This is a genomic window from Amycolatopsis sp. NPDC049159 (assembly GCF_040648295.1).
GTDB classification, from domain to species: Bacteria; Actinomycetota; Actinomycetes; order Mycobacteriales; family Pseudonocardiaceae; genus Amycolatopsis; species Amycolatopsis pretoriensis_A.
Genome location: NZ_JBEZDL010000026.1, coordinates 33,756 through 56,817, shown reverse-complemented (window position 1 = coordinate 56,817; position 23,062 = coordinate 33,756). Strand labels below are relative to the sequence as shown.

Sequence of the window (23,062 nt, the reverse complement as noted above, 5' to 3'; positions counted from 1 at the left end):
TTCGTCCTATGTAGACATCAGCGAGGAGGTGGCGTGATGACCGCGGTGACGATTCGCGACCGCGTCTACGAGGCAGGCGGCACGGCCGCGGAGTTCGACGCCGCGACCACGTTGCCGCCCGCGTTCTACCTCGACGAGCAGCTGTACCAGCTCGAGGAGCAGCGGGTCATGCGCGCCCAGTGGCTGCCGCTCGCCCGGGTGGCGCAGGTGGCGCGGCCCGGTGACTACCTGGCGGCCGAGCTGCTCGGCGAGCCGCTGGTGGCGGTGCGGGACAAGGCGGGGGTGTTGCGCGTGCTGTCGAACGTGTGCCGGCACCGGGCCATGCCCATCGCCGAAGGCCGTGGCAGCTGCCAGACCTTGAAGTGCCCGTACCACCTCTGGAGCTACCGGCTCGACGGTTCGCTCGGCGGCGCGCCGATGATGCTGGAGAACGGCTCGTTCGACCGGGACGCCGTGCGGCTGCCCGAGATCCGGCACGAAGTCTGGCAGGGCTGGATCATGGTCAACCTCGACGGCTCGGCGCCGTCGCTGGCCGCCCGGATCCCCGCGCTTTCGGCATCGCTGGCGGGATGGGACTTCACCGACCTCACGGTGGTGGCGAGCCGCACCTACGAGGCGGACTGGAACTGGAAGATCACGGTGGAGAACTTCTGCGAGTGCTACCACCACCTCGGGCTGCACCGCGAAAGCCTCGAGCCGTTCCTCCCGTCCCGCGACAGCCGGTGCCTGGACAACGGCGGAGAGCCGTGGAACTCGAGCATCAGCCGGTGCGCTCCGGAGTACCTCGCACTGCAGGGGTCACCGATGTCCGGTGTGGACGGTGAGCGGGCCGGGGTGAACCAGATCTTCACGGTGTTCCCGTTCCTGTGCGCCGGAGCGCAGGGCGGCTCGGCGTTCTGGCTCGAGCTCACCCCGGAGACGGCCGGGAAGCACCGGATCACCTGGCACGTCCTGGTCCGGCCCGACCAGGCCGCGCAGCCGGGGATCGAGGACTTCGCGGCCGCCAGCATGCAGGCGATCGACGTGCTCCAGAGCGAAGATTCCGCGGCTTGCCGGGGAGTGCAAGCCGGACTGCGAAGCACCTTCGCGGCGTCCGGCTCGTTCGCCCCGCTGGAAAAGCCGATCTGGCAGTTCCAGCGCTGGCTGCTCGAGGGGCTGGCCGACCGGTGACGACGCTGCACGAGGTCGTCCTCGCCCGCGCGGCCGAGACGCCGGACGCCGTCGCGGTCACCGCGGGGCCGGTGACGCTTTCCTACCGCGAGCTGGCGGGGCGGGCGCGCGGGCTCGGGACGCGGCTGCGGGCGGCCGGCGTGGGTCCGGAGCGCCTCGTCGGCGTGGTCGTCGACCGGCCGGTGGACGCGCTGGTGGCGTTCCTCGGCGTGCTGATCGCCGGCGGCGGGTACGTGCCGCTGGCGGCGAGCCTGCCCGCCGAGCGGCTGCGGGAGATCGCGGCGGACGCGGCCCTGACCGCGGTGACGGGAGCCCGGGAACCGGCCGCGGCGATCCCGGCGCCGTTCGTGCCGGTCGACGGCCCGGAGCGCGACGAGCCGCCCGCGCCGGCGAACCCCGGGCAGGTGGCCTACGTGATCCACACGTCGGGCTCCACGGGCCGGCCCAAGGGGGTGGTGGTGACGCACGCCGCGGCGGTGCGGTCGACCGGCGCGCGGTTCACCGTCTACCCGCACGAGCGGATGGTCTACCTCGTCACCGCGCCGCTGACGATCGACGCCGCGGTGGCGGGCCTTTACTTCACGCTCTTCGCGGGCGGCCGGGTCGTGCTGCCGTCGCCGGCGGAACAGGCGGACCCCGGCCTGCTCGCCGAGCTCGTGGCGCGGGAACGGGTCACCCACTTCGACGGATTGCCTTCGCAGTACGCGATGCTGCTCGAGTTCCACGCGAGCGACCTGCGGGGCCTGTGCTGCGTCGTGCTCGGCGGGGAGTCGTTGCCGTACCGGCTGCTCCGGCGGCACCTCGACGAGCTGCCCGATGTCCCGCTGTTCAACGAATTCGGCCCGACCGAAGCGACGGTGTGGTGCACGGTCCACCACTGCACCGGCCGCGACCGGGAACCGCGGGTGCCGATCGGGACGGCGGTGCCGGGCATGCGCGCGACCGTGCTCACCGGCGACCTCACACCAGCACCGGTGGGCACGGTCGGGGAAATCTACGTCGGAGGCCCGGGCCTGGCCCGGGGTTACCTCGGCCGGCCCGCGCAGACCGCCGAGCGGTTCGTCGCCGATCCGGCCGTGCCCGGCGAGCGCATGTACCGCACGGGTGACCTCGGCGCCCTCGACGCGAACGGCGAAATCGTGTTCCACGGCCGGAGCGACCACATGGTCAAGGTGCGTGGCTTCCGGGTCGAGCTCGGCGAGGTCGAGGCCCGGGTGCTCGAACACCCCGGCGTCGCCGCGGCGGTGGTGGTGCCGCACGCGAGCCCGACCGGCACCCGGCTGGTCGCCGTGGTGGCTTTCGTCCCCGGCCGGTCGGCGAGCTCGGCGGAGCTGGCCGGCTTCGTCGGCGACCGGCTGCCCCGCCACATGGTGCCGGCCGTCTGGCGCCGGCTCGAGGCGTTGCCCTTGACCACCGCCGGCAAAGTCGACCGCCGCGTCCTGGCGGGTTCGGCGATCGGCACCGGCAGCGCGTTGCCGCGATGAGTGCACCGAGGACTGTGGGGAGGACCGTGATGCCCGGACACGACTTGACGGCGCTGACCTTGCGGACGGCGTCCGAGCTGCTGGAGTCCGAGGACCTTTCGCTCGAGGACGACTTCTTCTCCGCGGGCGGCGACAGCCTGCTCGCCATGCACCTGGTCGGCCGGCTCGCGCGCGCGACCGGGCAACGGCTGCGGGTTTCGCTCCTGCTGGAGAACCCGGTGCTGGCCGATTTCGCCGCGGCGATCCGGCCCGAGGAGGACCCTCGTGCGCGATGAGCTGGACGAGCGGCAGGCGGGACTGGCCGCCGCCGTCGACCGGGTGGCGGCGGCCGGCGGCGAGCCGCGGGAAGTCATGGCGAGGCTGGGTGACGAGCGGCTGCTCGCCGTGCACTTCCCGGAGGAGTACGGCGGCCGGGGGTTGCGGCTCGCCGACCACGCGGCGGTGTGCGAGCGGATCGGGGCGCTGGCGCTGCCCGACGTCGCGCACCTGGTCACGGTGCAGGCCGTGGGGTGCTCGATCCTCGAAAGCGGCACCGGCGGACAACGTGCGCGGTGGCTGCCGAAGATCGCTTCGGGACGGCTGTACGCGAGCCTGCTCCTGTCGGAACCGGACGCGGGCACCGATCTCGCCGCCATCACGACGGCAGCCACTCCCGACGGTGACGGCTGGCGGATCCGCGGTGGCAAGACGTGGAGCCTGTTCACCCCGTGGTCGCGGCTGGCACTGGTGTCCGCACGCACCCGTGAGGGTGCGAGCCCCTACGACGGGATCAGCTTGTTCCTCGTGGATCCCGCGGCGCCCGGCGTGACGATCACCCCGGTGCCCCGTGCTGCGGGGGAGCCGTACCACACGGTGACCTTCGACGACGTCGGTGTCGGCCCGGACGCCCTGCTCGGGCGGCCGCACCTGGGCTGGCGGCTGCTGCCACGCGCGATCGGCTTCGAACGCGCCGGCTTCGACTACCTGAGCTGCGCCACCCGGTGGCTCGCCGCGGCCGAGCGCGAGGTGCGCGGCCTGCCGGAGATCCGCCGGCGGGCGATGGCGGCCGACCTCGCCCGGCTGCGGTTCGAGGTGGGCAACGCCCGAGCCGTCGCCTACCACGCGGTCAACAGCGCCACGCGGTTCGCGATGGACGAATTCGCCGTCGCGTACGCCAAGCTGGTCTGCGGCCGGGCCGCGCAGTCGGTGGCCCGGTGGGCGGGACTGGAGCTGGGCGCCGGGTCCGGCGGGGTCGCCGCCGCGGTCGCGGAGGCGCCGGAGTTCACGATCTCCGGTGGAGCGCAGGAACTCCAGCTGGACCTGATCGCGAACGAGTACCCGATCGGGGGTGCCTTGCGGTGAACCTCGACCTGGATCCGGCGCAGCGCGACCTGGTGACCGCACTGCGCGAGTCGCCGGGCGGGCGACCGGCGAGCGAAACCGTCGAGGCGGCCGGCGCGCGCCCGGCGGGTGCTTTCGAGTGGTGCCTGGCGTTCGAGGAACTGGGCGCGCTCGTCGCCGGGTTCGACCTCCCACGGGAGGACCTCCTCCGCGGTGCGGCGTACGCCGTCGGCGTGGGCCGGAAGTGCCTGGAGCTGGCACAGCGCCGGGCGGGAGACCGGACGGTCGCGGGACGACCGCTGATCGAGCACCAGGGAGTGGCCCACCGCCTGGCGAACGCGGCGGTCGAGCTGGCCTGCGCCCGGGTGGGCCTCTGGCGGACGGCGTGGTCGCGCGATCGCGGAAAGCCGCCGGCGGACCAGGTGTACGTGGCGACCGCCGTCTGCGTGACCGCGGCGGTCGGTTGTGCGCACGAACTCGTCCAGATCTTCGGTGCGGCGGGCACCAGCGAACCGGTCGTGACGCGGCTCTACCGGGCTGCCTACGGTCTGCCGGACGTATGTGGCTCGCCGGGCGAATTGTGGCGGCGGGTGGGCCGATGACCGTGCTCGCCCTGGAGTTCCGCGCGGTGCGGGAAACCGCGGACTTCGGCTTCCTCGCGACCGAGTTCCCGCTGAACCGGCTCGATCCGATCGGCCGCCACGTCGCCGGACCGCTGACGGTGCGGCGGCAAGCCGCGGAACTGGCGGCCGGGAAACCCGGCACCGTGCTCGCGTACTGTTCGTGCGCCGCGCTCGGCGCCCACATCGCCGAGCTGTCCGGCGCCGATCTCGTGCTGATCGACGCCGACGCCGTCACACCCGAAGCCGTCCGCCGGGACGTCACGGCCGTCTGCGCGTCACTCGGCGCCCCGCCCGCCGACGACGTCGAGATCGCGTTCGCGGCGGTGCGCGACGAACTGGCCGCCGTGCACGGCGCCGACGACCAGGCTTTCGAGATGGTCGACGAACTGTTCGGCCGCTACCGGGCCTGGCTGCGCTTCCTCGCCGCGGCGGCCGCGGCCGAGCCCGCGGCGCCGGCCGGTGAGGTGACCGTGATAGCCGGAAAGCGCTTGCCCGCACTGGAAAACCTCCTGGCCGACCCGGATCGGGCGCGAGTCCGTCGCTTCACGCCCGAGCAGGGCACCTTGGAGTCACCCGAAGTCCGGGCATTTCTGCGGAACCACCTGCTCGGGTGGGGGTTCCGCGCGAGTGTCGAAATCCCCGTGGCGGAAGGAAAGGGGGCATGCGCTTCCGATAAATGATCACCCGGTTGGGTCCTGTGGGGCCGGCAAAGGCCTTGCTACGTTTGCTGTTGATCATGAAACGCGAATGAGGGGGATTTTCGTGTCGGGGTTTTCGCGCGTCGATGTCCGGAAACGTGACATCCAATCGCTTCTGCTGGCCCGGGTGCGCTCGGCGCCGCGGGCGCCGGCTTTCACGTTCCTCGTCAACGGTGAAGAACCGTTGCCCGCCATCGACTACGCCGGTCTCGACGCGGCGGCCCGGGCACGTGCGGCAGCCCTGGTGGAGCGTGGTCTGCGCGGGCGGACGGTGCTTCTCGCCTACGACGGCGGCGAGGAGTTCCAGATCGCCTTCCTGGCTTGCGTCTACGCCGGTGTCATCGCCGTGCCGACGCCGGTCCCGGTGCGTACCGGCGCGCTGCGCCGCACCACCCACATCGCGCGGGACGCCATGACCACCACCGTCCTCACCGACATGTCGACTCGTGAACGCGTCGCCGAAGGACTGGGTGAAGCGGCGACCGAAGACCTCGATTGGCTGGTCACCGACGAATGGACGGAACCGGCGGCCGACTGGCACTACCGCGAGATCGACCCGGACGACGTCGCACTGCTGCAATACACCTCGGGCTCGACGGGGGACCCCAAAGGCGTGATGGTCACGCACGCCAATCTTTGGCACCAGGCCGCCGAGATGGACGAATTGTGGACCCGTGTCGAAGACGGCGCGGTCGTTTCCTGGCTGCCGATGTTCCACGACATGGGCCTGCTGTTCGGCTTGGTTTTCCCGGTGTTCACCGGGATGCCGGCGTACCTGCTTTCGCCGGAGGCGTTCGTCCGCAAACCCGTGCGGTGGCTGCGAGCCATTTCCCGGTTCCGGGCGACGCACGCCATCGCCCCGAACTTCGCCTACGAACGCTGCGTCAGCCACATTTCCGCCGAGGAACGCCGCACGCTCGACCTGTCCGGCTGGAAGCTGGCGCTCAGTGGCGCCGAGCCGGTCCGGTCGGCGACCCTCGCGAGGTTCGCGCGCACCTTCGCCGAGACCGGTCTGGACCCGAACGCGCTGGGCACCGGCTACGGACTGGCCGAAGCCACCCTCAAGGTCGCCGGCAGCACGCCCGGGCGGATGGCCGGCACCCTGTGGCTGTCGGCGAAAGCCCTGCAGGAAGGCCGGGCCGTGCCGGTCGGCGAGGCCGAGGGCGGGTTGCCGGCCGTCACCAGCGGACGCACCCAGGGCGACACGGTCGTGCGGATCGTCGCCCCCGACAGCGGCGAGGCCCGGCCCGAAGGCCGGGTCGGGGAGATCTGGATCCGGGGTTCCTCGGTCACCAAGGGGTACTGGAACCGGCCCGAGCAGACCGCGGCGACGTTCCACGCCACCATCCGCGGCGAGGGCCCGCAGCGCTACCTGCGCACCGGAGACCTCGGTTTCCTGCACGACGGCGAGCTGTACGTCACCGGCAGGCACAAGGACCTGCTGATCTTCAACGGCGAGAACCACTACCCGCAGGACATCGAGTACACCGCCGAGGAGAGCCACCCCGGCCTCCGGGTGTCGTCGGCGTGCGCGATCGGCGTCGACCACGCCGGCGCGGAGAAGCTCGTGGTGGTCGTCGAGGTCGACGAAGCTTTGCTCGCGTCGGCGGGTGCGGACGAGCTGGCCGCCGGGATCGAGTCGGCGGTCTGGCGGGAGCACGAGCTGGCGGTGCACCGGGTGGTGCCGGTCCGGCGCAATTCCCTGCCCAGGACCACCAGCGGCAAGATCCAGCGCACCGCGTGCCGCCTCGGGTACGAGCAGGGCCGGTTGAAGCTCGCCACCGGCTCCCGGGAACCGGCCCGGGTCGAGGGCCTGCTGGCGTGGCTGCGCGAGTTCGGGGCCCGGCGGGTCGACTCGCGGCTGATGGACGAGCGCCGCACCATCGCACCGCACATCGTCCTCGCACTGGGGCGCAAGGGTTTGCTCGGCATGCAGATCCCGTCGGCGTACGGCGGGCTCGGCCTGGACACCGGCGCGACGCTGCGGGTGCTCGAGCAGCTCGCCGCGATCGACCTGACGCTGGCCACCTTCGTCTGCGACAACAACGCGCTGGGCGTGTACCCGATCGCGCGGTACGGCAGCGCGGAGCTGAAGGCCGCGCTGCTGCCCGATCTCGCGTCGGGCCGCTCGCTCGCGGCGTTCGCCGTGACGGAGCCGGGCGCGGGCTCGGCGATGCAGGCCATCCGGGCCACGGCTCGCGAAGGCGCGCCGGGGCACTGGACGATCACCGGGGACAAGTCGTGGAGCGGCAACGCTTCCTGGGCGGACGTGCTCGTCACTTTCGCCCAGTCGCGCGATGCCGAAGACCGGCCGCGGGGCCTGGCGGCCTTCGTGGTGCCGGTGGACGCGCCCGGGCTGCGCATCGGCAAGGAAGCGCCGACCATGGGCCTGCGCGCGATGGTGCAGAACGCGCTGCGCTTCGACGAAGTCCCCGCCACCGAACGCCTCGGTGACGGGGAAACCGTCGCGAACGAGACCATGATGCGCACTCGCCTGATGATCGGCGCGCTCTGCCTCGGGGCGATGCGCCGTGCCCTGCAGCTGCAGCACCGCTACGCCCGGCGCCGCGAAGTCGGCACCGGGAGGCTGCTGGACAACCCGGTCACGCTCGCCAGGATGACGGACTCGATCGCGGCGGTGACCGCCGTGCAAGCCCTGGTCCACGACATCGCCGAAGAGCTGGACGGGGGGTGCCGGCCCCCGGACACGGCGTTCCTCGCGGTGAAGGTGCTCACCCCGGAGCTGCTGTGGGAGGTCGTGGACGGCGCCGTGCAGGCCACCGGCGGCCGCGGCTACGTCGAGACGAACGTGCTGCCGCGGCTGCTGCGGGACGCCCGGGTGCTCCGGATCTTCGAGGGGCCGACCGAGAGCCTGCGGATGCACCTCGGTTCGCTCGTGGCGGCGGGCGGCGGTGCCGGCCTCGTCGACGCCGACCTGGTGGCCCGGGTGCTCGGCCACTGCGAGCGGACCTTCGCCGTCCTCCCCGCGGCCGACCGCGTGCGCCGCGCCCACGACCTGCTCGGCGAGGTCGCGGCGAGGGCGATCCTGCTGACGGCGGTCCGGCGGCACGCGGCGGACGACCACTCGGAACCGTGGGCGCGGCGGAAGTTCGACGACGCCGTCGCGAAGGCGCTGGACGTTCCGGCGTGCGCCGGCGCGGACGCGGTCTCCGCCGCGGTCGAGGGGTACGAGGCCGCGATCGGTGTCGTGGAGCAGACACCGGCCGGGCTGGACGACGAGCTGGACCCGTACCTGCGCGAGGACTACGCCGAAACTGCCGCGGCCGCCGCCCCGGACCACCCGGCCGAGAACGGGCTGCGCGACTGGCTGGTCCGCTGGGTGGCCGCGAAGCTCGGCATCGCCGCTTCCGAAGTCGCCGGGGACACGCCGTTCCCGCGGTACGGGCTCGATTCCGTCGCGGTCACCGAGCTCGTCGGGGCCCTGCACGACGAGCACGGCCTGACCGTGCCGTCGGCGCTGCTCTGGGAGTACCCGACGATCGACGCCCTTTCCGCGCAACTCGACCGCTGACCGGTCCCGATTCCTGGGTGGGGGAGTAATGCCCGATTCGACGCCTTCGTCGATGCTGCCGTTGTCCGCCGGGCAGGAGGCGCTGTGGTTCCTGCACCGCTACGCGCCGGACAGCGCGTCCTACAACGTCGTGCTGGCCGTCCGGTTCCGGTCCGGCCTCGAAATCCCGCGGCTGGCCGACGCCGTCACCGGCCTGGCGGAGCGCCACGACCTGCTCCGGTCCGTCTTCGTCGAGCACGAAGGCCGGCCGGGGCGGGTGGTGCGCCCGGCGAGCCTGGTGCGTCTCGAAGTCCGGTCCGACCTCGCGGCGGCGGCCGAACCGTTCGACCTCGGCCGGCGCGGCCCGTTCCGGGCGGTCGTGTGCCAGGAGGAGTCCGTCCTGCTGCTGGTCACGCACCACATCGCCACGGACTTCGTCTCCCAGGGCGTGCTGCTGCGCGACCTGCTGGACCGCTACACCGGCCATGACCTGCCGGAGCTGAAGGCGACCTACGCCGACTTCGTCGACGACGAGCGGCGGACACTGTCCTCGGATCGCGTGGCCGGGCTCGAACGGTACTGGACCGGGGAATGCGCCGGCGCGCCCACGATCTTCGAACTCCCGGCCGACCGGCCGCGGCCGCTGCGCCAGAGTTTCGCCGGCGCCACCCACGTCGTCCCACTGGACGTCGGGGCGAAGCTGCGCGCCCTCGCGCGGGAGGAGGCGGTCAGCCCCTTCACGGTCCTGCTGACCGCTTTCCAGGCGCTGCTGCACCGGTGCACCGGGCAACCCGACTTCCTGCTCGCCTGCCCGACGATGCCGGACCTGGTCGGGGCGCTGAAGGGCGTCACCGGCTACTTCGTCAACCCGGTCCCGGTCCGGGCGCGGTGCGAACCGGACAGCACGTTCCGGGACCTGCTGCGGGCGACACACCACCGCGTGATCGGGGCGATGACCCACCGCGACTACCCGTTCCCGAAGCTCGTCGGCCTGCTCGACGTGCCCCGGGACCCCAGCCGGGCCCCGCTGGCCCAGATCGCGTTCAGCATGCAGTCGGCGGCCAGCTCGGGCGCGCTGCTCGACATGCACGCCGAAGGCGACCCCGGCGTCGTGCGCGAGTACCGGGGGCTCGAGCTGTCCGCGTATCCCCTGCCACAGCAGGAAGGGCAGTTCGACCTGTCGCTGGAAGTGGTCGAGACGAGCTCGTCGCTGCGGGCGGTCTTCAAGTACCGCACCGAGCTGTTCGACGCGGCGACGATCGCGCGGCTGGGCCGCAGCTTCGCGTGCCTGCTGGAGTCGGCGCTGGCCGGCCCCGGCCGTCCTCTGTCCACTTTGGACGTCCTCGACACCGCCGCCCACGCCGAGCTCGTCGAGCTCGGCGCCGGCCGGTCCGCGAAGCTTTCCGCAGAGTCGGCGCACGAGCTGATCGCGGCCCGGGTGGCCGAGTCCCCGCGGGCGGCGGCGGTGACGGCGGACGGCGTGGAGCTCTCCTACGCCGAGCTGGACCACCTCGCCGGCGAGACCGCGCAGTTGCTGCTGGCCAACGGTGTGCGGGCCGGCGACCGGGTCGGCGTGCACCTGCGCAAGGGCCCGCGGCTCGCCGTCGCCGTGCTCGCCACCTTGAAGGCGGGCGCGACCTACCTGCCCATGGACCCCGGCCTGCCCGCCGACCGGATCGCGTTCATGCTGGCCGACACCGAGGCCGCGGTCGTCCTCAGCGAACCCGGTCTCGCCGAACGGCTTTCCGGCGTGACAGTGCTGGAAGTCGGCCAGACCGTGCTGCACGGGAGCTCAGGTGTGCCTGAGCCCGGCCCGGTCGCGAAGGACGCGGTGTTCGCCTGGGAACGCTCCGCGCCGGCGCCGGTCCTCGGGCTGTCGCCGGGGATCAAGATCACGCCGCTGCCGCCGCCGACGGTCCCGGAGACCGCTTACCTGATCTACACGTCCGGCTCGACCGGCACCCCCAAGGGCGTCCGCGTCGGCCACCGCGGGCTGGTCAACCTGGCCGAGTGGCAACGCGAAGAGCTGCGCGCCGGCCCGGGCAGCGTCGTCCTGCAGTTCGCCCCGATCGGCTTCGACGCGTCGGTCTGGGAGCTCGTGATGGCGCTCGGCTCGGGCGCGACCCTGCACTTCCCGCCGCCCGAGCTGACGCTCGCCGGGGCGGAGCTCGCCGCCGTCGTCGCCGGCGGCGGGGTCACGCACCTGACCGCGCCGCCGTCGGTGCTGGCCACGATCGCCCCCGGCGACGTGCCGACGCTGACCCACGTCGTCGCCGCGGGCGAGGAGTGCCCGGCCGAGCTGGCCCGCACGTGGAGCGAGCACGTCGCCTTCTACAACGGTTACGGCCCGACGGAGACCACGGTGTGCGCGACCGCCCACCGCTGCCGCCCCGACGGCCGCCGGCCCGCGATCGGCCGGCCGTTGCGCAACACGCGGGTCTACGTGACCGACGACGCGCTCCGGCTCGTGCCGTACGGCGCTGTCGGCGAACTGGTCGTGGGCGGTGCCGGCGTGGCCGGCGGGTACCTCGGCCGGCCGGAGCTGACCGCGGAGAAGTTCGTCGACGACCCGTTCGGTTCCGGCCGGGCCTACCGGACGGGGGACCTCGCCCGGTGGCGGCCGGACGGGAGCCTGGAGTTCCTGGGCCGGCGTGACCGGCAGGTCAAGATCCGCGGGTTCCGGATCGAGCTGGGCGAGGTCGAGGCCCTGCTGTCCGCGCACCCGGACGTGCGGCACGCGGTGGCGACCGTGTCCGGACGGCGGATCATCGCCCACGTCCTGCCGCGGGACCCGGCCGATCCGCCGTCCGGAGTGGACGAGGGCCTGCCCGGTCACCTGCGGCCGTCGGCGATCCACTTCGTCACCGAGTTCCCGTTGACCCCCAACGGGAAGATCGACCGGCAGGCCCTGAGCACGGCATCGGTCGCGGAGCGAGCCGCGCCCCGGACCGCGGCGGAGCGGGAGCTGGCGGCCATCCTGTGCACGGAGCTGGAGCTGTCCGAGGTCGGGGTGCACGACGACTTCTTCGCGCTGGGCGGGCATTCCCTGCTCGCCGCGCGGCTGGCGTTCCGGGTGCGGGAGCGCCTCGGCGCCGAGCTGTCGCTCTCGCAGATCCTGCACCACCCGACCGTGGCCGCGATGGCCGCGCTGATCGGCCGGCCGGCGGAGGAAGCCGGTTACCCCCAGGTCGTCCCCGATCCGGCGGCGGCCGACGAGCCGTTCCCGCTGACCGACGTCCAGCAGGCGTACCTCCTCGGCCGGCGCACGGACTTCACGCTCGGGGGCGTGTCGGCGCACGGCTACTTCGAGCTCGAAGGGGAAGAACTCGACGCGGACCGGCTCACCGACGCCTGGAACACCGTCGTCCGGCGCCACCCGATGCTGCGCGCGGTCTTCGACGGCACCAGCCAGCGCGTCCTGCCCGAAGTACCCCGCTACGAAATCGCCGTCTGCGCCCCGGAGCAGCTGGCCGCGGTCCGCGCCGAAATGTCGCACCAGGTCCTGCCCGCCGACCGGTGGCCGCTGTTCGACATCCGGCTGACCCGGCTGCCCGGGCGTTCGCGCCTGCACCTGAGCTTCGACGGCCTGGTGGCCGACGGCGCCAGCCTGCGTCAGGTCCTGCGGGAGTGGGCGCGGGCGTACGACGACCCGGCCGCGGAGTGGGCGCCGGTCGGCCTCGACTTCCGCGACTACGTACTGGCGGAACAGCGCATCGAGGGAACCGAGCGCTACCGCCGCTCCCGCGATTACTGGCAGGCGCGGATCCCGGAGCTGCCCGCCGGGCCGGACCTGCCGGTGCGCGAGGAGACCGGCACGCCGGTGTTCGCGCGGCTGGCCGCGCGGCTCGACCCCGCCACCTGGACGGCGTTGCGCCGCCGGGCCGCCGCCGAGGGGCTGAGCCCGTCGAACGTGCTGCTGGCCGCGTACGCCGAGGTGCTGGCGGCCTGGAGCCGGAGCCGGCACTTCTGCGTGAACCTCACGTTGTTCAACCGGCTGCCGCTGCACGAGCGGGTCCCGGACGTCGTCGGCGACTTCACGTCGCTGACCCTGCTCGAAGTCGACTTCCGCGCGCCGGGGACCTTCCCGGACAAGGCGCGGGCCCTGCAGTCGCGGCTGTGGGCGGACCTGGACCACCGCCACTACAGCGGCATCCGGGTGCAGCGGGACTGGGTGCGGGCCGGCGGCGAGGGCCGCACGGGCGCGACCATGCCCGTGGTCTTCACCAGCGTGCTGGACGACGGCAACGGCGGCTGGGGCTTCGAACGGTTCGGTGAACTGGCCGAGAGCACCAGTCAGACCCCGCAGGTGTGGCTGGACCACGTCGTGGTCGAACGCGACGGCGGCGTGGACCTCGTCTGGAACGTCGTGCCGGCGCTCTTCCCGGAGGGCGTGCTCGACGACATGTTCGCCGCCTACCAGGCGTTCCTGGGTCGGCTCGCCGCGGACGAGGGCACCTGGGCGGACCGCCGCACCGACTTCCGCTCGCCGGCCGATGTCCGGGACCAGCGGGCCGCCAACGCGACCGCGCACGACTGGGAGCGGGTGCCGCTGCTGCACGAACCGTTCTTCGAGGTGGCCGAGCGGGAGCCGGACCGGATCGCGGTGTACGCGGCGGGGCGGACGCTGTCCTACGGCGAACTCGCCGAACGCGCCGGGGCCGTCGCCGCGGCACTGCGGTCCGGCGGCGTGGCCGAGGGCGAGCTCGTCGCGGTCATGCTCGACAAGAGCTGGGAGCAGGTGGCGGCGGTGCTGGGCGTGCTGCGGGCGGGCGCGGCCTACCTGCCGGTGAACGTCCGGCTGCCCGCCGCCCGGCGCGCGCTGCTGCTGCGCGAGGCCGGTGTCCGGGCGGTGGTGACCAGGTCCGCCAACCTGGACCTGGTCGAAGAGCTCGAGGACGCCCCGGCGGTCGTGCTCGCCGACCGGGTGCCGGCGGCCGCGCCGCCGTCGACGACGCGGTCCGGGGAAGACCTGGCGTACGTGATCTACACGTCCGGCTCGACCGGCAAGCCGAAGGGGGTGGTGATCGACCACCGCAGTGCCGTCAACACCCTCCTCGACGTCAACCGGCGGTACGGGATCACCGGCGACGACACGGCGCTCGCCTTGTCCAGCTTGAGCTTCGACCTCTCGGTGTACGACATCTTCGGCGTCCTCGGCGCCGGCGGGACGCTCGTGGTGCCCGACCACGAAGCCGAGCTGGATCCCGCGCACTGGCTGCAGCTCGTGGCCAAGTACCAGGTGACGGTGTGGAACTCGGTGCCCGCGCTGATGCGGCTGGCGGTCCAGTGGGCCGAGCTGGGCGACCCCGCTTCCCTCGCGTCGCTGCGGGTCGTGCTGCTCAGCGGGGACTGGATCCCGCTCACGCTGCCCGGCGAGATCCGCGCGTGCGCGCCGGACGCGGAGGTGATCGGCATGGGCGGCGCCACCGAGGCGGCCATCTGGTCGAACTTCCACCGCGTCGGCGAGCCGCTGCCCGGGTGGCCGAGCGTGCCCTACGGCAAACCCCTGGCCAACCAGACGTTCGCCGTGCTCGACGAGGCCCTGCAGCCCCGGCCGGCCTGGGTGCCCGGGGAGCTGTTCATCGGCGGCGCCGGCCTGGCGGTGGGGTACCTCGACGACCCCGAGCTGACGGCGAAGAAGTTCATCACCCACCCGGTGACCGGTGAGCGGCTCTACCGCACCGGCGACTGGGGGCGGTACCGGCCGGGCGGCATCCTGCAGTTCCTCGGCCGCGACGACCTGCAGGTGAAGGTGAACGGCAACCGGATCGAGCTCGGCGAGATCGAGTCGGTCCTGCTGCGCCGCCCGAGCGTCGAGGACGCGGTCGTGACCGCGCCGGTGGTCAAGGGCGACCGGCGGCTGGTGGCGTACGTCGTGTCCGAAGTGGACGCCGAAGACCTCCGCCGGCACCTCCGCGAGCAGCTCCCGCCCTACATGGTGCCCGCGACGGTCGTGCACCTGGACAGCCTTCCGTTGAGCGCCAACGGCAAGGTCGACCGCGGCCGGCTGCCGGTGCCCGACGCCCCGGCGGCCGGCTCGGGCACCAAGCCCGCGTCGGCGACCGAGCACAAGCTCGCCGGGCTCTGGGCCGAAGCGCTGGGCCTGTCCGAGGTCGGCACCGACGAGAGCTTCTTCGTGCTGGGCGGTGACTCGCTGATCGCCATCCGGCTGCTGGCCAGGGTGGAGGAGGAGTTCGGCGTCCGGGTCGGCGTGCGGGAGGTCTTCGAAACGCCGACGGTCGGCGGCCTGGCGGCGCTGATCGACCGGCGACCCGCCGAAGACGACTGGGTGGAGGAGGAGCTGTGACGACCGGCGAACTCGTGCGGTGGCTCACCGAGAAGGGCATTTCGCTGAAGGTCACCGGCGACCGGCTCGTGGTGCGGTCCCAGCCGGGAACCCTGACCGACGAGATCCGCGCCCTGCTCCGGGAGCACAAGTCCGAGCTGCTCGACGAGCTCGCGGCGCCGGCGGGCCAGGACGCGCCGCTGTCGTTCGGGCAGCAGCAGCTGTGGCTGCTCGACCAGCTCCCGGGCGGCGGCGTGGCGTACAACGTCACGGCCGTGCTCCACGTGACCGGTGCCCTCGAACCGGCCGCGCTGGAACGCGCTTTCACCGAACTGGTGCGGCGCAACGAGGTCCTCCGGACCTGCTTCACCGAACACGAAGGCGTTCCGGTGCAGCGGGTGATCGAGGACTTCGCGGTGCCCGTGCGGGTGGTCGGCGCCCGGGACGTGCGCGAGGTGGCCACCGAGTCCGCCCTGCGGCGCTTCGACCTGACCCGGGACGTCCTCGTCCGGCTGACCCTGGTGCGGCACGACGAGGACGAGCACGACCTCGTGATCACGATGCACCACATCGCGGGCGACGCGCTGTCGATGGGCCTGCTGTTCGGCGAGCTCGCCGAGCTGTACTCCGCGTTCGCCGCCGGCGAGCCGTCGCCGCTGCCGGAGCCCGGCGTCCAATACCGGGACTTCGCGCGCTGGCAGCAGGACCGGTTCGCCCGGACCGACCCGGCCGAGCTGGAGTTCTGGCGGGAGTACCTGCGCGGCGCCCCGGTCGAGATCGACCTGCCGGCGGACCGGCCCCGGCCCGCGGAACGCTCCTTCGCCGGCGGCACCATCCGGTTCACCGTGCCCGCCGACGTGGCCGCGGGCCTGAAGCAGCTCGCCGGCCGCTACGGCGCCACCCTGTTCATGGCCCTGCTCGCGGTGCTGAAGACGTTGCTGGCACGGCACAGCGGCCAGCGCGACGTCGTGGTCGGCATCCCGATGGCCAACCGGCAGCACCGGAGCTTCCGCGACGCCATCGGCTTCTTCGTCACCACGCTCGCCATCCGGACGGACGTGACCGGGGACCCGTCGTTCGAGGAGTTCCTGCGTCGGGTGCGGGACGCGGCACTGGCGGCGTTCGCGCACGGCGACGTGCCGTTCGAGCACGTCGTGCGGGCGGTGCAGGGCTCGGGCAGCTCGAGCCGGCTCCCCGTGTACCAGGTGATGTTCGGCCTGCAGACCGGCGATCCCGGCCGGATCGAGCTGCCCGGGTGCAAGGTCGAGGAGCTCCCGTTCGACCCGCCGACGGCCAAGCACGACCTGACCGTGCTGATCGACGACGTCCCCGGCGGGCTGGCCGTGCGGCTGGAGTACAACGGCGACATCTTCGAGCCCGCCACGGCACGGCGGCTCGCCGTGCACTTCGCCGAGCTCTGCTCGGCGATCGTGGCCGACCCGGGCCGTCCGCTGTCCCGGCTGCCGATGACCGACGCCGTCGAACGCGCCGACCTGGCGCTGTTCCGCGGCGCCCAGCGGATCGACATCACCGACTCCCGCGGCGAGTCCGTCGCCGTCGGCGTGCCCGGGGACCTGGTCGTCGTCGACGACCACGGGCGCCGGCCGCTCGGCCGCCGGGCCCGCTGGCGCGCGGACGGCCGCCTCGACCTGCTCGACGGCGGCGGCTACGAGGTGCACGGCGTCCGGGCACAGCCGGTGCACGAGGCCCCCGCGGCACTCGGCGACGACGTCGAGCAGATCGTCACGCAGGTCTGGGCGAAGGTGCTCGGGGTCGACGACCCGTCGCCGTCGGACGACTTCTTCGCCCTGGGTGGCAGTTCGATGGCGGCCATGCAGGTCAACTGGGAGCTGCGCAAGCTCCTCGGCGTCGAGATCCCGATGACGGAAGTGTTCGAGAACCCGACGGTGAGCGGGCTCGCCGCGCTCGTCAGGGCGGCGTCGGGCGGCGGCAGCGGTTCGGGCTGGCGGCGGGAGGAGCTGCCGGCCGGCGGGCCCGGGCACCTCTGGAACGTCGCCGCGCTCGGCGCCGACGACGTGTGGGCGGCCGGCCAGTCCGACGCCGGCTCGGTGGTCCTGCACCGGGACGGGCACTCGTGGACGGCCGTGGACCACCCCGAACTGCGCCGGGTGGTCGGGATCGCCGCGGCCGCGGCGGACGACGTCTGGCTTTCGGGACGGGCGGGCCTGCTGCACTGGGACGGCTCCCGGTGGAAGCGGGCGGCGGACTTCGACTGCGCTTCGGTGATCGCCACCGGCGGCATGGTCCGGACGTTGCTCCGACCGGCGACGGCCGACGAGCCGCTGTCGGTCGCGAGCTGGGACGGTACGGAGTGGCAGCACCGCGCGGTGCCGCTGACCCTGCCCGCGGAGACCCTGCACGGCTGCCTCAGCGCCGCCGGCCCCGACGAGTTCTGGGTCTCCACCATGCGCTCGCTCGGCGACGGCACCACCGAGTCGGTGGTGCTGCGCTGGGACGGCGACTGGTCCACCGTGGACCTACCGGCGGACGCCGAGGTGATCCGCGTGGCCGCACTGGCGGCGGACGACGTCTGGGTTCTCGGCGCGAGGGCGTCGGCGAGCCTGGCGCTGCGCTGGGACGGCGGCAAGTGGACGGACACCACCGAAGGTTCCGGGCTGTCGGGCCGGATCAACAGCATTGTGCGCGCCGGCGACGCGTGGTACGCGGCCGGCGGGGGCGACGGCGACCCGGGCCGCCTGCTGCGCTGGACGGGGGACCGGTGGACGGAGCTCGCGGCGCCGAGGTCGTTGCTGCTGGGCGACCTGGTCCGGTTGCCGGGGACCGGCGAGTTCGTCGCCGGTGGCGCGGCCGACGACGGGATGGCGGTGTTCCGGGGGTGCCTGCCGTGATGGCCGTCGAGCTGACCGGGCCACTCGACGTGGACGCCCTGGTGCGGGCGCTCGCCGATCTCGGGGCGGCCACCGCGTTGACACTCGGTGGCGACGGTCCGGCCCGGGGTGAGCCCAGCCTGGTCCGCCTCGGCCCCGGCCGGCACACGCTGACCCTGCCGGTGCCGGACGAGCGGTCGAAAGCGCTGCTGCTGAACGCACTCAGGACCGTTTACGCCGACTTCGCCGAGGGCCTGCCGTCCTCGTTGCTCCGGCGCCCGGCCGCCGCGCGGGGGAGCCTGCGCCCGGCGACGGTGACTCGCCACCGGATCCCGGCCGAGGTGCTCGAGGGCCTGCGCACGCTGGCCGAGCACCGGGGGTGCACCCTCGTCGAGCTCCTGCGCTCCCTGTACGAGCAGGTGGCCGGCGAGGACTGCGCGTTCGACCACGACGCCGGGCACGAACCGGCCGCCGTCGACTTCGTCCCGCTGGAGCCCGCGGAGCACTTCACCCGTTACCGCCACCACCTCACCGCCGATGCTTCCGGTGGCCTGGTCCTGGTGGCCGCGGCCGACGCGGACGACCTGCTGGCGGAGTTCGAGGGAGTCCTGGCCGACGCGGCCGGCCTGTGCGTCGAGGAGAGCTTTTGATGCAGCCCTGGTTCCCCTACGGCGAACCGGACGCACAGGCCCGCGTCCGGCTGTTCTGCCTGCCCTACGCCGGTGGCGCGGCGAGCTCGTACCACCCGTGGTGGCAGCTCCGCGACCGCGACGTGGACATCGTGCCGGTCCAGCTGCCGGGCCGCGAGAACCGCGTGGGCGAAGCCCCGGCGACGGACCTGCACCACCTCGTCGACAGCTTGGTGGAGGTCGTTTCGGGGTACGGGCCATTCGCTCTCTTCGGGCACAGCATGGGCGCGCTCATCGCGTACGAGCTCGCCCACCGGACCGGGCCCGAGCGGCTGTTCGTCTCCGGGGCCGTCGCGCCGGGCACGCTCACCGGCGACGGGACGACGTACCGGTTGCCCCGGCACGAGGTGGTCGGCGAACTGCGGCGGCTCAACGGCACCCCCGCGGCGGTGCTGGACGACGAAGACCTGCTGGACCTGCTGCTGCCGCGGCTGCGCGCCGACTGGCAGGTCGCCGACACCTACCGTCCCTCGACCGCCCGGGTGGCGGCGCCGATCAGTGCATTCGGTGGCACCAGCGACCCGGATGTGCCGCTGGCGGGCCTGCTGGCCTGGCGGGAGCACGCCGAAGACGTCCGGACGAGGGTGCTGCCCGGTGATCACTTCTTCGTCGACCAGCACACCCGGGCGCTGGCCGACCTCGTCCGCGCCGACCTGGGCACGCCGTGACGCCGCAGGACGACGCCGTGCCCGACGAGTCGGTGACGGGGGCCCGCAGCGCACCCGCGCGGTCCGGTCCGCCGGAGCGGATCCTGCTCACCGGCGCGACCGGGTTCCTGGGCGCGTTCCTGCTGCGCGAGCTCCTGGACCGCACCGGCGCCACGGTGTTCTGCCTGGTCCGCGGCGAAGCCGAGCGCGTGCACCGGAACCTGGCGCGGTACGGGCTCGCGCGCGAAGGTGATGAGGACCGCGTGGCGGTGGTCGGCGGCGCCCTCGACCGGCCCTCGCTGGGCTTGGACCCGCTGACGGCGGGGCTGCTCGCCGAAAGCATGGACGCGATCGTCCACAACGGATCCCGCGTCAACCTCGCGGAGGGGTACGCGCCGCTGAAGGCCGCGAACGTCGAGGGGACCCACGAGATCCTCCGGCTCGCCGCGCGATATCGCGTCACGCCCGTGCACTACGTGTCCTCGGCGGGCGTCGCGATTCCTCCCCGGCCGGTGCCGGCGATCCGCGAAGACCGGGCGGTGGCGCTGGAAGACGTCGCCCCGATCGGTTATCTGCGCACGAAATGGGTGGCCGAGCGCCTGGTGCGCACCGCGGCGTCGCGCGGGATCCCGGCTTCGGTCTACCGCCCGGGCCGGATCGCCGGCCACTCCCGGACCGGCGCCGGCACGGCCGACGACGCGTTCTGGCAGCTCCTGCGGGCCTTGGTCCTCGTCGGCGCCGTCCCGGACACCACGGGCGACGTCCTGATCGACCTCGTCCCGGCCGACCACGTCGCCGGGTCGCTGGTCCGGCTGGTCCGGCAGCCGTCGGCACTGGGCCGGACCTACCACCTGGCGAACTCCGCCCGGATCCCGTTCGGCACGGTGCTGGCGGCCTTGCGGAGCGACGGCTATGCCCTGCGGGTGGTGTCCAAGAGCGCGTTCACCGACCTGGTGCGGGCGTCCGCCGACCCCGGCGTGCAGCGCGTCGCCCTGGTCAACGCCCTGGTGCCGAGCGTCCTGGACACCAGCGACCCGGTCTTCGACCAGCGCAACGTCGAGCGGGCCCTGCCGTCGCCCGGCTGCCCGCCGGTCGACGAAGAGCTGATCACCCGCTATCTGCGGTACCTGGTCGGGACCGGGGGTTTCCCGGCCCCGACGGCCCTGCCGCGGGTGACTCAGGGCTGAGGTTCGAGGCGCACCACGATCGCCTTCGAGACCGGGGTGTTCGACTTGTCCGCCACCGAGTCCAGCGGGACCAGCGCGTTCGCCTCGGGGAAGTACGCCGCCGCGCAGCCGCGGGCCGTCGGGTACGCCACGGTGCGGAAAGCCGGGGCGCGGCGGTCGCCGTCGCGCCATTCGGAGACCAGGTCGACCATCGCCCCGTCGGCCAGGCCCAGCTCGGCCAGGTCGTCGGGGTTGACCAGCACCACCCGGCGGGCGTTCTCGATGCCGCGGTAGCGGTCGGACAGGCCGTAGATCGTGGTGTTGTACTGGTCGTGGCTGCGCATCGTCTGCAGCAGCAGCCGGCCCTCGGGTACCTGCGGGTACTCCAGCTCCGACACCGTGAAGTTGCCCTTGCCGTTGGCCGTGCCGGTGAACTCGCGGGAGTCGCGCGGCGCGTGCGGGAGGACGAACCCGTCCGGCTCGCGGACGCGGCGGTTGTAGTCGTGGCAGCCGGGCACGACCCGCGAGATGCGGTCGCGGATCAGGTCGTAGTCGGTCTCGAAGGTCCGCCACGGCACCGCGTGGCCCGCGCCGAACAGCCGCTCGGCCAGCCGGGCGACGATGGCGACCTCGGACAGGAGGTGCTCGCTCGCCGGCTTGAGGCGCCCGCGTGAGGTGTGCACCTGCGACATCGAGTCCTCGACCGTGACGAACTGCTCGCCGCTCGCCTGGACGTCGCGCTCGGTGCGCCCGAGCGTCGGCAGGACCAGCGCCGTGCGGCCGTGGACGACGTGCGACCGGTTCAGCTTCGTCGAGACGTGCACGGTCAGCGAGCACGACTCGAGCGCCTTCTCGGTGGCGTCCGTGTCCGGCGTCGCCGAGGCGAAGTTGCCGCCGACGGCGAAGAAGACCTTGCCGCGGCCGTCGCGCATCGCGCGGATCGCGTCGACGGTGTCCAGGCCGTGCTCGCGCGGGACGTCGATGCCGAATTCCGCGGCGAGGGCGTCCATGAAGGACTGCGGCATCTTCTCCCAGATGCCCATGGTCCGGTCGCCCTGGACGTTCGAGTGCCCGCGCACCGGGCACAGGCCCGCGCCGGGCTTGCCGATCATCCCGCGCATCAGCGCCAGGTTCGCGATCTCGGAGATCGTCGGCACGGCGTGCTTGTGCTGCGTCAGGCCCATCGCCCAGCAGTAGATCGTGCGCTCGGAGGAGGCGATCATCCGCGCGACGCGCTCGATCTGCTCGCGCGGCAGCCCGGTGGCGCGCTCGACCTCGGGCCAGTCGATCTCCCGCAGGTGCTTCGCGTAGTCGTCGAACCCTTCGGTGACGCGATCGACGAACTCGCGGTCGACGATCGCGCCGGGCGCTTCCCCGTCCCACTTGAGCAGCAGGTGCCCGACGGCCTGGAACAGGGCCAGGTCGCCGCCGAGGCGGATCTGGGCGAACTCGTCGGCCAGCGGCGTGCCCTTGCCGACGACGCCACGGACGTTCTGCGGGTTCTTGAACCGCATCAGCCCGGCTTCGGGCAGCGGGTTCACGGCGATGATCCGCGCGCCGTTGCCCTTGGCCTCTTCGAGCGCCGAGAGCATCCGCGGGTGGTTGGTGCCCGGGTTCTGCCCGACGACGACGATCAGGTCCGCCTTGTGGATGTCGGCCAGGCTCACCGAGCCCTTGCCGACACCGGTGGTGGCCGACAGCGCCGCGCCCGAGGACTCGTGGCACATGTTGGAGCAGTCCGGCAGGTTGTTGGTGCCGAAGGAGCGCACCATCAGCTGGTAGAGGAACGCGGCCTCGTTGCTGGTGCGGCCCGAGGTGTAGAAGAACGCCTCGTTCGGGTCGGTCAGCGCCTTCAGCTCGCCGGCGACGAGCTCGAACGCGTCGTCCCAGGAGATCGGTTCGTAGTGCGTGGCGCCTTCGCGCAGCACGAACGGCTCGGTGATCCGGCCCTGCTGGCCGAGCCAGTAGTCGGTCTTGCCCCGCAGGTCTTCGATCGGGTGCGCCGCGAAGAACTCGCGGTCCACCCGCCGTTTGGTGGCTTCCTCGGCGACGGCCTTGGCGCCGTTTTCGCAGAACTCGGCGAGCTTGCGCTTCTCACCGTCGACCTCACGCGGTTCCGGCCACGCGCAGCCGGGGCAGTCGAAGCCCTCGCGCTGGTTCAGCAGCCGCAGCGCCTTGATCGTCCGGCCGGTGCCCATCTGCTCGACGCTGCGCGCGAGCGACACGGCGACCCCGGGTATCCCGGCCGCCCAGCCCTTCGGCTTGCCCACCTCGAGGCGGGTTTCGTCCACGTCCTGCGCCGGCGCTTCACGGGTCATGTGTTCATCGTGCGCTTCGATGACGGTGCGCGCTAACGGGGGTCGCGCCGGAGTCCCTTGTCGGCGACGGTGACGGCGAGCAGCAGCACGCTGATGACGACGAGGGCGATCGCGAGCCGGTGCAGGCCGGCCGAGTCGGCGTGCGGGCCGTGGTGCCGGGTGCGCGATGGGGGTGTGGTCATGTTTTTGCGGCGCGGAGTCCCTTGTCGGCGATGGTGACGGCGAGCAGCAGCACGCTGATGACGACGAGGGCGATCGCGAGCCGGTGCAGGCCGGCCGAGTCGGCGTGCGGGCCGTGGTG

General features: G+C 73.0%; 14 protein-coding genes. 12 read left to right on the top strand and 2 right to left on the bottom strand.

Annotation, left to right across the window (positions count from 1 at the left end; genetic code table 11):
- Window positions 1-36: 36 nt before the first annotated feature.
- From AB0B33_RS38600 to AB0B33_RS38545, 12 genes are all read left to right on the top strand, one after another.
- Entirely contained in the window at window positions 37-1,170 is a 1,134-nt protein-coding gene (locus AB0B33_RS38600; protein ID WP_360781365.1) for an aromatic ring-hydroxylating dioxygenase subunit alpha, read from the top strand.
- Entirely contained in the window at window positions 1,167-2,654 is a 1,488-nt protein-coding gene (locus tag AB0B33_RS38595; RefSeq protein ID WP_360781363.1) for an amino acid adenylation domain-containing protein, read from the top strand. Before AB0B33_RS38600 ends, AB0B33_RS38595 begins: the two co-directional genes overlap by 4 nt.
- Before the next feature lie 29 nt (window positions 2,655-2,683).
- Complete coding sequence (locus AB0B33_RS38590; protein WP_360781361.1) at window positions 2,684-2,929, top strand: phosphopantetheine-binding protein; 246 nt, start codon at window positions 2,684-2,686, stop codon at window positions 2,927-2,929.
- Window positions 2,919-3,995: an acyl-CoA dehydrogenase family protein gene (locus AB0B33_RS38585; protein ID WP_360781359.1), complete on the top strand. Its 1,077-nt coding sequence runs from the start codon at window positions 2,919-2,921 to the stop codon at window positions 3,993-3,995. The genes AB0B33_RS38590 and AB0B33_RS38585 overlap by 11 nt, the downstream gene beginning before the upstream one ends.
- Entirely contained in the window at window positions 3,992-4,576 is a 585-nt protein-coding gene (locus tag AB0B33_RS38580; protein WP_360781357.1) for an acyl-CoA dehydrogenase family protein, read from the top strand. The genes AB0B33_RS38585 and AB0B33_RS38580 overlap by 4 nt, the downstream gene beginning before the upstream one ends.
- The gene (locus AB0B33_RS38575) at window positions 4,573-5,277 is read left to right on the top strand and encodes a hypothetical protein (RefSeq protein ID WP_360781355.1); all 705 of its coding nucleotides are present in this window, start codon (window positions 4,573-4,575) and stop codon (window positions 5,275-5,277) included. The genes AB0B33_RS38580 and AB0B33_RS38575 overlap by 4 nt, the downstream gene beginning before the upstream one ends.
- A 145-nt stretch (window positions 5,278-5,422) precedes the next feature.
- Entirely contained in the window at window positions 5,423-8,827 is a 3,405-nt protein-coding gene (locus tag AB0B33_RS38570; RefSeq protein ID WP_360781353.1) for an AMP-binding protein, read from the top strand.
- A gap of 28 nt (window positions 8,828-8,855) precedes the next feature.
- The gene (locus AB0B33_RS38565) at window positions 8,856-15,113 is read left to right on the top strand and encodes an amino acid adenylation domain-containing protein (protein ID WP_360781352.1); all 6,258 of its coding nucleotides are present in this window, start codon (window positions 8,856-8,858) and stop codon (window positions 15,111-15,113) included.
- On the top strand, window positions 15,110-17,962 hold the full coding sequence (locus AB0B33_RS38560) for a condensation domain-containing protein (RefSeq protein WP_360781350.1): 2,853 nt from the start codon (window positions 15,110-15,112) through the stop codon (window positions 17,960-17,962). The genes AB0B33_RS38565 and AB0B33_RS38560 overlap by 4 nt, the downstream gene beginning before the upstream one ends.
- The gene (locus tag AB0B33_RS38555; protein WP_360781349.1) at window positions 17,950-18,591 is read left to right on the top strand and encodes a hypothetical protein; all 642 of its coding nucleotides are present in this window, start codon (window positions 17,950-17,952) and stop codon (window positions 18,589-18,591) included. The genes AB0B33_RS38560 and AB0B33_RS38555 overlap by 13 nt, the downstream gene beginning before the upstream one ends.
- Complete coding sequence (locus tag AB0B33_RS38550) at window positions 18,591-19,298, top strand: alpha/beta fold hydrolase (protein WP_360781348.1); 708 nt, start codon at window positions 18,591-18,593, stop codon at window positions 19,296-19,298. Before AB0B33_RS38555 ends, AB0B33_RS38550 begins: the two co-directional genes overlap by 1 nt.
- Window positions 19,295-20,464, top strand: a complete 1,170-nt coding sequence (locus AB0B33_RS38545; RefSeq protein ID WP_360781347.1) for a thioester reductase domain-containing protein — start codon at window positions 19,295-19,297, stop codon at window positions 20,462-20,464. Before AB0B33_RS38550 ends, AB0B33_RS38545 begins: the two co-directional genes overlap by 4 nt.
- Here AB0B33_RS38545 and AB0B33_RS38540 read toward each other — a convergent pair.
- On the bottom strand, window positions 20,455-22,761 hold the full coding sequence (locus AB0B33_RS38540; RefSeq protein WP_360781345.1) for an FdhF/YdeP family oxidoreductase: 2,307 nt from the start codon (window positions 22,759-22,761) through the stop codon (window positions 20,455-20,457). The genes AB0B33_RS38545 and AB0B33_RS38540 overlap by 10 nt on opposite strands.
- 32 nt (window positions 22,762-22,793) lie before the next feature.
- Window positions 22,794-22,943, bottom strand: coding sequence for a hypothetical protein (locus AB0B33_RS38535; protein ID WP_360781343.1), 150 nt, complete (start codon window positions 22,941-22,943; stop codon window positions 22,794-22,796).
- Window positions 22,944-23,062 lie beyond the last annotated feature (119 nt).